The organism is Micromonospora musae (assembly GCF_003626545.1).
GTDB classification, from domain to species: domain Bacteria; phylum Actinomycetota; class Actinomycetes; order Mycobacteriales; family Micromonosporaceae; genus Micromonospora; species Micromonospora musae.
In genome coordinates this window covers 307,981-320,350 of record NZ_RAZS01000005.1, presented here as the reverse complement: position 1 = coordinate 320,350, position 12,370 = coordinate 307,981, and the positions used below count along the sequence as shown (strand labels likewise).

Sequence of the window (12,370 nt, the reverse complement as noted above, 5' to 3'; positions counted from 1 at the left end):
GGGAGGAGGGGGGAGCGGGGGTGGGGTCAGCGGGGGGTGGGGTGGGGTGAACGGGGCGGGCGGCGGAGGGCGAGTGCCAGCGGCAGCAGCGCGGGGCCGACCACCCCGATCACGACGGCCGTCGCGGCGAGCTCGGACCAGACCGCGACGGTCCTGCCCACCCCGTCAATCGCTCCGGCCAGCGGCTGCAGCGCGAGCAGGCCGACGGGGGTGAGCAGGATCAGCGCCGCCCAGACGCCCCGCTGGTCGGCGCGCACGATGAGGCCGGCCGCGAGCAGCAGCGCCACCGCGAGCAGCGCGACGGCGGCAACCGGCAGCACCGGCACGACCGTCCCGACGTAGTAGCTCGCACCGAATCTCTGCGGAGACAGCAGATGCAGGTTGGTCCCCGCCAGGGCGACGACGCCCACGGCGATCGGTGGCGCCGCCCGCAGCGCCGTCGGCAGCGCGTCCGGTAGGCCGAGCGCGACCAGGCCCAACGCGATCTGCGGCAGCAGGACGAAGAGCGGCGGGCGGGGCAGGCCGACCAGCGGGGCGGCGGGAACGAGGCCGAGGGTGAGGAGCAGGGCGAGCACGACGGCACGGCGGGCCCACCGACCGGGCGCCAGCGCGTACACCACCGCGGCGAGCAGCCAGGCGACCCACGCCCCGATGCCGAGCGAGACGAACGGCCCCGCGGCGGGCAGGCTGGGATCGGCCGGGGGCGGCCGCAGCTCCAGCAACGACCAGGTCGCCGCGAGGGTGGTGGCGGTGAGGAGGGCGAGGACCGCCGCGAGGCGTACGCCGGGAGTCAGGTCGGCGGCCCCGGCGGCCCGTACCCGCTGGCGCAGGCCACCCCGCAGCAGATCGGCGGCGTCGGCGGCGGACGGCCAGCGCTGGTCGGGACGGGCGAGGTCGAGGTAAGTGCCGACGATCTCGGCGCCGCGGGAGCGGCGGTAGTCGGCGGGGTAGGCGCGCAGCAGGCGCAGGTAACGGCGCTCCAGGTCGCTCATGCCGGCCCTCCCGCGAGCCGGGGGGTGGCGGCCCGGGGAGCGGCGGCGCGGGAACGCAGCCGGGCGGTGGCCGCCTCGACGTTGCGGCGCAGCCGGTCGGTCTCGGCGCTCAACGTGGCCTCGCCGCGTGGGGCGAGGCGGTAGTAGCGACGTAGCCGGCCGTCGACGATCTCCTCCCGGTCGACGTCGACCAGGCCGGCGTCGACCAGCCGGTCGAGTGCGCCGTAGAGGGTGCCGGGGCGTAGCGAGACACGGCCGTCGGAGAGGGCGGCGACCTCGCCGATCAGGCCGTAGCCGTGCATCGGGGCGGCGGCCAGCGCGGTGAGGATCAGGAAGGTGGGTTCGCGTAGCGGAGTGTCCACGCCGCCAATATATCGGACCCGAAGGTATGCCGGAAGGCGATACAAGACCGGGCCGGCTCCGCAGCGATGCGGAACCGGCCCGGCCGGAGGAGGTTCGAGTCAGCAGTCGAAGTACATGGCGAACTCGTGCGGGGTCGGGCGCAGCCGCACCGGGTCGACCTCGTTGGTCCGCTTCCACTCGATCCAGGTGGAGATCAGGTCGGGGGTGAAGACGCCACCCTCGAGCAGGTAGTCGTGGTCGGCCTCGAGCCGGTCGAGCACCTCCGACAGCGAACCCGGCACCTGCTTGACGTCGCCCCACTCCTCCGGCGGCAGGTCGTACAGGTCCTTGTCGATCGGCGCCGGTGGCTCGATCTTGTTCTTGATGCCGTCCAGGCCGGCCATCAGCATGGCGGCGAAGGCCAGGTAGACGTTGGCCGACGGGTCCGGCACGCGGAACTCGACGCGCTTCGCCTTCGGGTTGCTGCCGGTCACCGGGATGCGGGTGCAGGCGGAGCGGTTGCGCTGCGAGTAGACCAGGTTGACCGGTGCCTCGAAGCCCGGCACCAGGCGGCGGTACGAGTTGACCGTCGGGTTGGTGAAGGCGAGCAGCGACGGCGCGTGGTGCAGCAGACCGCCGATGTACCAGCGGGCGGTGTCCGACAGGCCGGCGTAGCCGGTCTCGTCGTAGAAGAGCGGCTCACCGTTGAGCCAGAGGCTCTGGTGGGTGTGCATGCCGGAGCCGTTGTCGCCGAAGAGCGGCTTCGGCATGAAGGTGGCGGTCTTGCCGTTCGCCCAGGTCTCGTTCTTCACGATGTACTTGAAGAGCTGGAGCTGGTCGGCGGCGTGCAGCAGCGTCGAGAACTTGTAGTTGATCTCGGACTGGCCGGCGGTGCCCACCTCGTGGTGCGAGCGCTCCACCGTGAAGCCGCCGTCGACGAGCCGGCGCACGATCTTGTCGCGCAGGTCGGCGTAGTGGTCGACCGGGGGCACCGGGAAGTAGCCGCCCTTGTAGGGGGTCTTGTAACCGCGGTTGCCGCCCTCCTCCTCGCGGCCGGTGTTCCAGGCGCCCTCGATCGAGTCGATGTAGTAGAACGACTGGTGCGCGGAGGTCTCGTGGCGGATCGAGTCGAAGATGTAGAACTCCGCCTCGGCCCCGAAGTACGCGGTGTCGGCGATGCCGCTGGCCGCCAGGTACGCCTCGGCCTTCTTCGCCACGTTGCGCGGGTCGCGGCTGTAGGCCTCGCGGGTGAACGGGTCGTGGATGAAGAAGTTCAGCGCGAGGGTCTTCTGCGCGCGGAACGGGTCGATGAAGGCGGTCGCCACGTCCGGGAGCAGGAGCATGTCCGACTCGTGGATCGCCTGGAAGCCGCGGATCGACGAGCCGTCGAACGCGAGGCCCTCGGTGAAGATCTGGTCGTCGACGGACTCGACCGGCAGGTTGAAGTGCTGCATCACACCCGGCAGGTCACAGAAGCGTACGTCGACGAACTTCACGTCCTCGTTCTTGAGGTAGCGCAGAAGTTCCTCGGGGTTGGCGAACACACTTCCTCCTGGCACGTCCACTGGTGGCTTAGGCTTCTGGCGACGTTATGGCGGGGGGGTTGCCCGGCCGTGTCTTCAGTGTTTCTGCCGTGTTACGTCCCTCGCGGAGCGTCATCGGTGCTGGTGGAAACGCTCGATCGCTCCGATCGTGGCGGCGTTTTGCGGCAATCCTAAACACTGGCACCTCGATTGTCCGAATTGGCGGGTAGGTCGTGCTGGTCCGCTCCGGCCGGTGGCGGACCCGCTGGTTACCCTTGACCGCTGTGACCAACCCGCGTGACCCGCATCCGGTGCCCCCCGCCGTCGACCCCTCGTTCACCCCGCCCACGCTGGGCCGGCGGTTCGGCGCACTGATCATCGACTGGGTGCTCTGCCTGCTCGTGGCGGGGATCTTCGCCGACCCGGTCAGCGACGGGTGGGCCCCCGTCCTCGTGCTCGTCCTCGAGTACGGCTTCTTCCTCGGCCTCTTCGCCCAGACCCCGGGCATGTACATCACCCGGATCCGCTGCGTCTCCTGGTCCGACGGCGGCCGGATCGGGGTGTTCCGTGGGCTGCTGCGGGGCCTGCTCCTCGCGCTGGTCGTACCCGCCCTGATCATGGATTCGCACCGCCGTGGCCTGCACGACCGGGCGAGCGGCTCGGTCGTCACCTCCGTTTGAGAGACTGTCGGGAAACCCTGCCACAGGGCTTCCCGACAGTCTCTGAGACAGCGAAAAGAGCCGGACCCGTACGGGTCCGGCTCTTCGGCGGTACGACCGGAGTCAGCGGCCCCGGGTCTGGCGGAACGCGCCCCGCGGCGGTCGCATGTTCTTCGGGATCGCCCCCTTGGGCAGCTGCGGCCGCGCGCTCAGCGCCTTGAGCCGCTTGTCGAGCGCGTTGACGTCCTTGCCGCTGAGGTTGCGCGGCAGCCGCATCAGCGTGGTCCGCAGCTTGCGGATGGGCAGCTCGTCCTCGCCCTGGCCGATCACGTAGTCGTGCAGCGGCGCCGAGCCGATGACCTTGGCCAGGCGGCGCTTCTCCTGGCCGAGCAGGCCGCGCACCCGCTGCGGGTTCCCCTCGGCCAGCAGGATCACGCCCGGCCGGCCGATCACCAGGTGGATCATGTCCATCTGGGTGGTGGAGCTGACCGCCGGGGTCACCCGCCAGTCGCCGCGCATGCTCTCCATGATCTGCGCCGCCGCTCCGGGTTGCCCCTCGGCGGCATTCATCATCGCGCTGTTCGAGCGCAGGTTGAGCACGATCAGCACCGCGAGCAGCGTGAACAGGATGCCCAGCGGGATGAAGATCCAACCCCAGAGGATCGTGGCGACCACGGTCAGCGCGATCGGGATCAGCACCGCCGCGGCGACCAGCGGGGCGAACCACCGGTCCTGCTTGGCGGTGAACTGGAACACCATCCCGATCTGCTTCAGCCGCTGGCCGAACGAGACCTTCTCCTGGGGCTTTGCCATGCCGCAGAGTCTAGTGGTCTCGCCGGGTGCGGGTGATCCGCGTCCTGGGTCAGCGCCCGCAGCCGTCAGGAGCGCGCGAGGTAGATGCGGTAGCCGTCGATGGTGATCAGGTCGAGGCTCCCCGGTGCGGCGCGCAGGCGCTCGTCCAGCCGGGCCGCGAGCGGGGAGCCGGTCGGCGCGATCCAGGCCGGCGCCGCCGACGCCGCCACCGCCCGGCGGTACGGGGCGTACCGGTCGTGGCCGGGGCGCAGCTCGTCGTCGACCACCGCGCAGACCACCTCCTCGCCGCTGGCGAAGGTGAGCCGGTTGCAGGTCCAGTAGCCGCCGTAGACGTGCCGGACGCCCAGCTCACGCAGCGTGCCGACCAGTTCGGTGTGCCGGGCCTCGGCGGCTCGGGCGGCGGAGGCGGTGCCGGCCGCGCGGTACGTCGCGTAGCCCGTACCGGCCACGGTCGCCACCAGCACGGCGGCCGCCAGGATCCCGACGACGCGTCGACCGGGACCCCGTGACCGGTTTTCGGCCAGCCGGCGGGCGGCGCGCCACAGCGGCCAGAGCAGCGCGGGCAGGGAGACGAGCAGGCAGGAGAGGTAACGGGAACTCTCCACGGGAGTCCGGCCCGCCGAACCGCTCAGCGTGTACGCGACCAGCGTGGCCGTGCCCGCCGCGACGAGCGCGAGCCGCAGGGCCGCCCCGACGCGGCCGTTCGCCGGCGCGTCGCCGGCAGCTCCTGGACGTGCGGCACCGCCGTCCCCGACGTGATCGGCGCGGCCCGTTCGCAGCGCGCGACCGGCGGACACCGCCCCTACGACGAGCAGCACCGGCAGGGCGAGTGCCCACCAGAGCTGCCCGGTCGCGCAGTTGCCGGGGGAGCAGAAGCCCATGCCCAGCGACGGGCCGAGCAGCAGGCCACCGTGCAGCCGGTCCGCCCAGCCGGCCGGCGCGTCGGCGCCACCCCCCGCCGCGGCGAGTACGGCGGCGAGCGGGTTCCGGCCGGTCGCCAGGCTGTGCCCGAGCAGGGGCGCGGCACCGACCAGGACGGCGATCCCGAGCACCGCCCCGGCCCGCGCCCGCAGTTCCCGCCGGCGGAACGCCACGAGCACCGCGCCGACGCCGAGCACGTACGGCAGCACGAGCGGATCCACCCAGAGCATCAGCCCGGCGAGGAGACCCCACGCCGTCCACCGGGGCAGCCGGCGGCCCGGCCGGCCGGCGCAGAGGTCGTACGCGAGCAGCGCCAGCGCGGCGGCGGCCGGGCTCATCTCGGGGTAGCCGCCACCGGCGATGAGCTGGTTCTTGACGATCCGGTCCGAGCCGAGCGCGAGCAGCGCCACCACCAGCAGCGCGAACCACCGGTCACCGGTCAGCCGCAGCGTCAACCGCCAGGCGAGCAGCGCGAAGGCTGCGTAGAGCGCCACCGTGACCAGGCGCAGGCCGAAGAGCGACGGCCCGGTCAGCGCGAGCACGGGCGCGGCCAGGTACGCCTCCAGCGTCCCCATGTAGGACTGCCCGTAGAACCACACCGGGAAGTCCTGCCCGCGGGCGATGTGCAGCGCGGCCAACCCCATGGTGGCCTCGTCGCTGTTGGTCGCCGGAGCGTCGAAGGCGAGCAGGGCCAGCCGGTAGCCGACCCCGGCGAGCAGCGCCACCACGGTGAGCAGCACGGGCAGCCGGACTCGGCCGGCGGCCGGTAGCCCGCCACGCGCGTCGTGGGTCTCCTGGCGTACGCCGGCCGTCATGACCTGATCATGGCACCCGCCGGCCGGAAGGACCGGCAGCGGCGCGGATCAGCCGGCGGTGACGACCGGGCTGGCGTCGCGGGCGGCGAGCGCCTGCTGGTAGAGCCGGCCCGCCCGGTACGACGAGCGCACCAGCGGCCCACTCATGACGCCCGCGAAGCCGATCTCCTCGGCCTCCGCGCTCAGCTCCACGAACTCCTCGGGCTTGACCCACCGCTCGACCGGGTGGTGCCGGGGGCTGGGGCGAAGGTACTGGGTGATGGTGATCAGCTCGCACCCGGCCTCGTGGAGGTCACGCAGCGCCTGGGACACCTCGGCCCGCTCCTCGCCCATGCCGAGGATCAGGTTGCTCTTGGTCACCAGCCCGTCCGCGCGGGCCTGCCGGATCACGTCCAGCGACCGCTCGTAGCGGAACGCCGGCCGGATCCGCTTGAAGATCCGCGGAACGGTCTCGACGTTGTGGGCCAGCACCTCGGGGCGGGAACCGAACACCTCGGCGAGCTGCTCGGGGACCGCGTTGAAGTCGGGGATCAGCAGCTCCACGCCGCAGCCGGGCTGCAACGCGTGGATCTGGCGGACGGTCTCGGCGTAGAGCCAGGCGCCGCCGTCGGGCAGGTCGTCGCGGGCCACGCCGGTGACCGTGGCGTAGCGCAGGCCCATCGACACCACGGACTCGGCGACCCGGCGCGGCTCGTCCGCGTCGAACTCGGCCGGCTTGCCGGTGTCGATCTGGCAGAAGTCGCAGCGGCGGGTGCACTGGTCGCCGCCGATGAGGAAGGTGGCCTCCCGGTCCTCCCAACATTCGTAGATGTTGGGACAGCCGGCCTCCTGGCAGACGGTGTGCAGCCCCTCGCGCGAGACGAGCCCGCGCAGCTGGGTGTACTCCGGCCCCATCTTGGCCTTGACCTTGATCCACGGTGGTTTGCGCTCGATCGGCGTCTCGGCATTGCGGGCCTCGATCCGCAGCATGCGCCGCCCCTCTGGGGCGGGCGTCGCGGTACGCGCGGCCTGGCCGGTCGTCGGCGCGGAGTGCTCGATCGTCACGAAACCGAGCCTACGCCCGACGGCGGCTGTCGATGTAGCGCGGGCGACCGGCGTCACGTCCCCAGGCCTTGTGACGCCGAACACCGGCCCCGCCGAAAACGTTGTCACATCTCGCGATGATCGGTGTTAGTGTCCTCGGCAATTGCGACGACGGAGCCGAGTAGCGGCCCGCCCGCCAGTGCAGAGAGCCGCCGAAGTGCTGGAAGGCGGTCTGGCGACGGGCTCGTGAAGACCCTCCCGAGCAGCGGGAAGAACGGCGCGCCACGAAACGGCGACGTCCAGTAGAGCCCGCCGGCTGGCCCACGTCACGGGCGACGAACGAGGCTCCCGCCCAGGCGGGGGCGAAGGTGTGGTGGCACCGCGAGGACCCGCTCGCCCGCACCTCCCGGGATCGCGTTGCGATTCGACGAGGAGGTACACCGTGCAACGCATCCTCTCCACCCAGCTCTCCGCCCACATCGGTGCGACCGTCCGGACAGCCGGCTGGGTGCACCGTCGCCGGCTGCTCAAGTCGGTGGCGTTCCTGATCGTCCGGGACGCCGCCGGGCTGTCGCAGGTGGTGGTGACCGACCCGGCGACCCGCGCCCAGATCGAGGCGCTGACCGAGGAGACCGTCGTCGAGGTCACCGCCACGGTGGTGGCGAACACGACGGCGCCCGTCGGGGTCGAGCTGACCGACCCGGTGGTACGTCCGCTCGGCCCGCCCGCCGTACCGCCACCGTTCGACCTGTACCGCCCGGTGCTGACCGCGAGCCTGCCCACCCAGCTCGACCACGCGCCCACCGCCCTGCGTCATCCCCTGCGCTCGGCGGCGCTGCGCGTGTCGGCGGCGAGCGTGGCCGGCTTCCGGGCCGCGCTGGACTGCCGCGACTTCGTGGAGATCCACACGCCGAAGGTGGTGAGCTCCTCCACCGAGTCCGGCGCGAACGTCTTCGAGCTGGACTGGTTCGGCCGTCCCGCGTACCTGGCCCAGTCGCCGCAGTTCTACAAGCAGCTGATGGTCGGTGTCTTCGAGAAGGTGTACGAGGTGGGCCCGGTCTTCCGCGCCGAGCCGCACGACACCGTCCGGCACCTGGCCCAGTACACCTCGCTCGACGTCGAGCTGGGCTTCGTCGCCGACCACCGGGACGTGATGCGGGTGCTGCGCGACGTCCTCGCCGGCATGCTCGGCAGCGTGGCGCAGCGGGCCGTGGGAGCGGTGGCCACCCTCGGGATCGCGCTGCCGGCCGTGCCGGAGGAGATCCCGGCGGTGCACTTCACCGAGGCGCTGAAGATCGCGGGCGCGCCCGCCGACGAGCCGGACCTCGCCCCGGCGCACGAGCGGGCGCTGGGGGAGTGGGCCCGCCGCGAGCACGGGTCGGACTTCCTCTTCGTCACCGGGTACCCGATGGCGAAGCGACCGTTCTACACCCACCCCGACCCCGCCCGGCCGAGCCACAGCAACGGCTTCGACCTGCTCTTCCGGGGGATGGAGCTGGTCACCGGCGGGCAGCGGCTGCACCGGCACGCCGACTACCTGGTGGCGCTGGCCGCGCGGGGTGAACCGGTCGAGCCGTACGCCGGCTACCTGGACGCCTTCCGGCACGGGATGCCGCCGCACGGTGGGTTCGCGATCGGCCTGGAGCGCTTCGTCGCCCGGCTGACCGGCGCGGCGAACGTCCGCGAGGTCACCGCCTTCCCCCGCGACCTGCACCGCCTGACCCCCTAGTACGCAGAATTCGTCGAGGGCGCGGGTAAACCTGCCCGCGCCCTCCGCCCGTGTATGACGCGAGGGAGAGGACGCGCAGCCGATGCACGGGGATGACGAGCAGCAGTTCACCAACTGGGTCGACGCGCGGGCGTCCGCGTTGCGGCGCACGGCGTTCCTGATCTGCGGCGACTGGCACGCGGCCGACGACGCCGCGCAGGCCACCCTGACGAAGCTCTACCTGGCGTGGCCTCGGCTCACCCGGCGGGACGACATCGACGGGTACGCCTGGCGGGTGTTGACCCGCTCCCTGACCGACGAGTGGCGCAGGCCGTGGCGACGGCGGGAACACCCCGTCGAGTTGGTGCCGGACCGGGCCGCGGACGACCACACCGGGCAGGTGGATCAGCAGCGGCTGGTGCTCGACGCCCTGGCCGGGCTGCCCGGGCGGCAACGCGCCGCGTTGGTGCTGCGGTTCTGGCAGGACCTGTCGGTCGAAGAGACCGCCGCCGCGCTGGGGTGCAGCCCCGGGGCGGTGAAGAGCCACACCTTCCGGGGCCTGCAGGCGCTGCGTGTGCGTCTCGGAGACGGGTTCCTGATCGAGCAGAAGGGAGCGTGAACGACATGGAGGAACGCGACGTCCGGCGGTTGCTGTCGACCGCGCTGGGCACCGAACCGCCGAGCCCGTTCGACACCGCGGGGGTGGTGACGCGCGGGCGTCGGACCCGCAGCCGTCGCCGGCTCGCCGCGTCGAGTGGGGCCGTCCTGGCCGTGGTCGCGGTGACGCTACCGCTGGTCGTGGGCCTTCAGCCGTCGGCCACGACCGTCGCGGGCGGCCGGGAATCAGCTCCGGCGATGCGCTCGGCTGGCCCCACCGTCTCGCCGTCGCCGAGCCGGACCGCCGTGCCTTCACCCGGCGGTGCGGTCGTGCCTTCGACCACCACCACGCCGTCGGACATGCCGACGGGGCGGGTCGTGCTCACGGCGGGCTGCGCCACCGCCGATCCGAGCGCGGCGGCCGACGATGAGCACGGTCTGCCCGCCAACCAGCCGAAGCTCATGGATCTGTACGACCGGGTGGAACCGGTGGTGAAGCGGAGGTTCCCGCAGGTGTACGCGGGCGGGCGGCTGGCCAACCCACGGGACCGGATCGAGTTGTTCCGCAAGCCGTCGGGCGCGTTCGACGAGTACGTGCTCCGCGAGTTCGCCCGCGACTGCGTCGCGCTGTTCGACGCGCGGTACTCGGCGAGGGAGAGCAAGGCCCGCGCGGACCAGATCATGGCCGACCGGCCGTACTGGGCGGCGCGGAACATCACCGTCGCGCAGGTGAGCTTCGACAACACCGGGCAGGTGCTGCCCGTCGGGGTGAAAGGCGACGTCGCTCGCGCCCGTGCCGAGTTCCCCGACCGGTACCGCACGGGCGTGCCCGTCGAGGTCAGCGAAGCCGAGGACTTTGTCCAGCTCCCGGGATTTGTTCAGTTCCGGTAGGTCAAGGATCTACCCCCATGCCCGGCTGCTGGCGGTGACGCTTCGATCGACCTGGCGGGGTGAGCGGTCGAGCCGTGCGTACGCCGGTTACCGGGACCCGTGGCTGCGGACGCGGTCGTCACCGGTGGCGGGAGCCGCAGCGCTGACCCCCTCCTCGGGCGGCGCGATCGGGAGGTGGCGCTTGTGCTCGGTGGCCCGGTAGCGGGCGACCAGCGCCTCCTCCACCTCCGCGGGCACGGGCTGCCCCTCCAGGTACGCGTCGATGTGCTCGTACGCCAGCCCCAGCGCGTCCTCGTCCAGCTTGCCGGGGGTGAGGCTCTCCAGGTCGGCGGTGGGCGCCTTGCCGACCAGTTCGGCGGGGGCGCCGAGCGCTGCGGCGATCGCCCGTACCCGCCGCTTGGTCAGCCCGGTGAGCGGTACGACGTCCGCCGCCCCGTCGCCGTGCTTGGTGAAGAAGCCGGTGACCGCCTCGGCGGCGTGGTCGGTGCCGACAACCAACCCAGCCATCGCGCCGGCCACCGCGTACTGGGCGATCATGCGCTGCCGGGCCTTGACGTTGCCGTGCACGAAGTCCTGCTGGGCGACGTCGCGGAAGGTCAGCCCGCCCGCCAGCAGCGTCTCCAGCGCGGCGTCGCTGGCCGGCTTGACGTCGACGGTGAGCACCCGGTCGGGCCGGATGAACTCCAGGGCTGTCTGGGCGTGGTGCTCGTCGGCCTGCACGCCGTACGGCAGGCGCATGGCGACGAAGGTCGCCGGGTGGCCGGCCTCCCGGGCCCGTTCGACCGCGAGCTGGCAGAGCCGCCCCGCCGTGGTGGAGTCCACCCCGCCGCTGATGCCGAGCACGAGCGTCGACAGTCCGGTCTCGACCAGCCGGTCGGCGAGGAAGACGATCCGGCGTTCGATCTCCGCCGGGGCGTCGAAGGTCGACGGCACCTGGAGGTCGGTGGCGATCTGCTGCTGCGTCGACAGCACGTCGGTCAACGGGACTCCTTCGCGGTCAGGCGGGGCCGAGCAGGTCCCAGCGGTTGCCGGCGAGGTCGCGGAAGACGGCCACCCGGCCGTACGGCTCGGTGCGCGGCGGTCGGACGAACTCCACCTTCGCGTCGACCATTCGCCGGTACGTGGCGTCGAAGTCGTCGACCTGCAGGAAGAAACCTACTCGACCCGCTACCTGGTTGCCGATCGCGGCGGCCTGCTCGTCTCCGTCGGCGCGGGCGAGGAGCAGACCGGTCCCGCCGCCGGGCGGCCGTACGACCACCCAGCGTTTCGGGCGGCCGTCGTTGGTCAGCGACGGCGAGTCCTCGGCGAGCTCGAAGCCGAGCACCTCGGTGAAGAAGGTGATCGCCGGGTCGTACTCGGCGACCACGACGGTGACGAGGTCGACCCGCATCCCGGTCAGGACTCGACGGCGACGATGGTGCCCAGGTGGCGCTCCACCACCGGCAGCACGTCGGCGACGGTGATCTCACGGCCCAGCTCGGCGGTGAGCGACGTGGTCCCCGCGTCCCGGATGCCGCAGGCCACGATCCGGTCGTAGTAGCTCAGGTCGCAGTCACAGTTGATGGCGAAGCCGTGCAGGGTCACCCCACGGGCCACCCGGATGCCGATCGCGGCGACCTTGCGGGCGGGCCCGCGGTCGTCCTCCGGCACCCAGACGCCGCTGCGCCCCTCGACCCGGCCGGCCGTGAGCCCGAACTCGGCGCAGACGTCGATCAGCATCTGCTCGGTACGCCGCACGTAGGCCACCACGTCCACCGGGTCGGGCAGCCGCACGATCGGGTAGCCGACGAGCTGGCCCGGACCGTGCCAGGTGATCTTGCCGCCGCGGTCCACGTCGATGACCGGGGTGCCGTCCGTGGGCCGGTCCCACGGCTCGGTGCGCTTGCCCGCCGTGTAGACGCTCTGGTGCTCCAGCAGCAGGACCGTGTCGCCCTGCTCGCCCGCCACCACCGCTTCGTGCAGCCGCCGCTGCTCGTCCCAGGCGGCCTGGTAGTCGAGGAGGCCGGCGCGGACGGCCGTCAGGCCGGAGGTCATCGTGCTCACGCCGTTCAGCGTAGTCCGGTAACCGGCCGGTGGCGCTGGTGAG

13 protein-coding genes are annotated in these 12,370 nt (G+C 72.3%); 4 read left to right on the top strand and 9 right to left on the bottom strand.

Features of this window, described 5'->3' with window-relative positions; genetic code table 11:
• Positions 1 to 26 precede the first annotated feature (26 nt).
• The 3 genes from D7147_RS16155 to glnA all read right to left on the bottom strand — a co-directional run bounded on the left by D7147_RS16155 (position 27) and on the right by glnA (position 2,878).
• The gene (locus D7147_RS16155) at positions 27 to 992 is read right to left on the bottom strand and encodes a serine/threonine-protein kinase (protein ID WP_120678417.1); all 966 of its coding nucleotides are present in this window, start codon (positions 990 to 992) and stop codon (positions 27 to 29) included.
• Positions 989 to 1,354: a PadR family transcriptional regulator gene (locus D7147_RS16150; RefSeq protein WP_120678414.1), complete on the bottom strand. Its 366-nt coding sequence runs from the start codon at positions 1,352 to 1,354 to the stop codon at positions 989 to 991. Before D7147_RS16150 ends, D7147_RS16155 begins: the two co-directional genes overlap by 4 nt.
• 99 nt (positions 1,355 to 1,453) lie before the next feature.
• Positions 1,454 to 2,878 carry a type I glutamate--ammonia ligase gene (glnA, locus tag D7147_RS16145; RefSeq protein ID WP_120678412.1) on the bottom strand — a complete coding sequence of 475 codons (1,425 nt, stop codon included), beginning with the start codon at positions 2,876 to 2,878 and terminating at the stop codon, positions 1,454 to 1,456.
• Positions 2,879 to 3,132: 254 nt separating this feature from the next.
• On the opposite strand from glnA, the gene D7147_RS16140 reads away from it, so the two are divergent.
• Positions 3,133 to 3,537, top strand: a complete 405-nt coding sequence (locus D7147_RS16140) for an RDD family protein (protein ID WP_407663351.1) — start codon at positions 3,133 to 3,135, stop codon at positions 3,535 to 3,537.
• A gap of 102 nt (positions 3,538 to 3,639) precedes the next feature.
• Here D7147_RS16140 and D7147_RS16135 read toward each other — a convergent pair whose 3' ends face one another.
• From D7147_RS16135 to lipA, 3 genes are all read right to left on the bottom strand, one after another.
• Positions 3,640 to 4,329 (bottom strand): DUF4191 domain-containing protein, encoded by a 690-nt coding sequence (locus tag D7147_RS16135; RefSeq protein ID WP_120678408.1) that lies wholly within the window; start codon positions 4,327 to 4,329, stop codon positions 3,640 to 3,642.
• Positions 4,330 to 4,394: 65 nt separating this feature from the next.
• Complete coding sequence (locus D7147_RS16130) at positions 4,395 to 6,065, bottom strand: hypothetical protein (RefSeq protein ID WP_120678406.1); 1,671 nt, start codon at positions 6,063 to 6,065, stop codon at positions 4,395 to 4,397.
• Between the two features lie 48 nt (positions 6,066 to 6,113).
• Positions 6,114 to 7,166: a lipoyl synthase gene (gene lipA, locus D7147_RS16125; protein ID WP_120678404.1), complete on the bottom strand. Its 1,053-nt coding sequence runs from the start codon at positions 7,164 to 7,166 to the stop codon at positions 6,114 to 6,116.
• A gap of 364 nt (positions 7,167 to 7,530) precedes the next feature.
• Between lipA and aspS the strand changes: the two genes are divergently transcribed.
• The 3 genes from aspS to D7147_RS16110 all read left to right on the top strand — a co-directional run bounded on the left by aspS (position 7,531) and on the right by D7147_RS16110 (position 10,284).
• The gene (gene aspS, locus D7147_RS16120; protein WP_120678402.1) at positions 7,531 to 8,817 is read left to right on the top strand and encodes an aspartate--tRNA(Asn) ligase; all 1,287 of its coding nucleotides are present in this window, start codon (positions 7,531 to 7,533) and stop codon (positions 8,815 to 8,817) included.
• An 82-nt stretch (positions 8,818 to 8,899) separates the two neighbouring features.
• Entirely contained in the window at positions 8,900 to 9,415 is a 516-nt protein-coding gene (locus D7147_RS16115) for a SigE family RNA polymerase sigma factor (protein WP_120678400.1), read from the top strand.
• Positions 9,412 to 10,284, top strand: coding sequence for an RAD23 family protein (locus tag D7147_RS16110; protein ID WP_120678398.1), 873 nt, complete (start codon positions 9,412 to 9,414; stop codon positions 10,282 to 10,284). Before D7147_RS16115 ends, D7147_RS16110 begins: the two co-directional genes overlap by 4 nt.
• 87 nt (positions 10,285 to 10,371) lie before the next feature.
• Here D7147_RS16110 and nadE read toward each other — a convergent pair whose 3' ends face one another.
• From nadE to lipB, 3 genes are read right to left on the bottom strand one after another with little or no spacing between them, the layout of a single operon-like run.
• Positions 10,372 to 11,256 (bottom strand): ammonia-dependent NAD(+) synthetase, encoded by an 885-nt coding sequence (nadE, locus tag D7147_RS16105; protein ID WP_407663362.1) that lies wholly within the window; start codon positions 11,254 to 11,256, stop codon positions 10,372 to 10,374.
• 25 nt (positions 11,257 to 11,281) lie between these two features.
• Complete coding sequence (locus tag D7147_RS16100) at positions 11,282 to 11,674, bottom strand: VOC family protein (RefSeq protein WP_120678394.1); 393 nt, start codon at positions 11,672 to 11,674, stop codon at positions 11,282 to 11,284.
• Between the two features lie 5 nt (positions 11,675 to 11,679).
• Positions 11,680 to 12,318, bottom strand: coding sequence for a lipoyl(octanoyl) transferase LipB (lipB, locus tag D7147_RS16095; protein ID WP_370461786.1), 639 nt, complete (start codon positions 12,316 to 12,318; stop codon positions 11,680 to 11,682).
• Positions 12,319 to 12,370 lie beyond the last annotated feature (52 nt).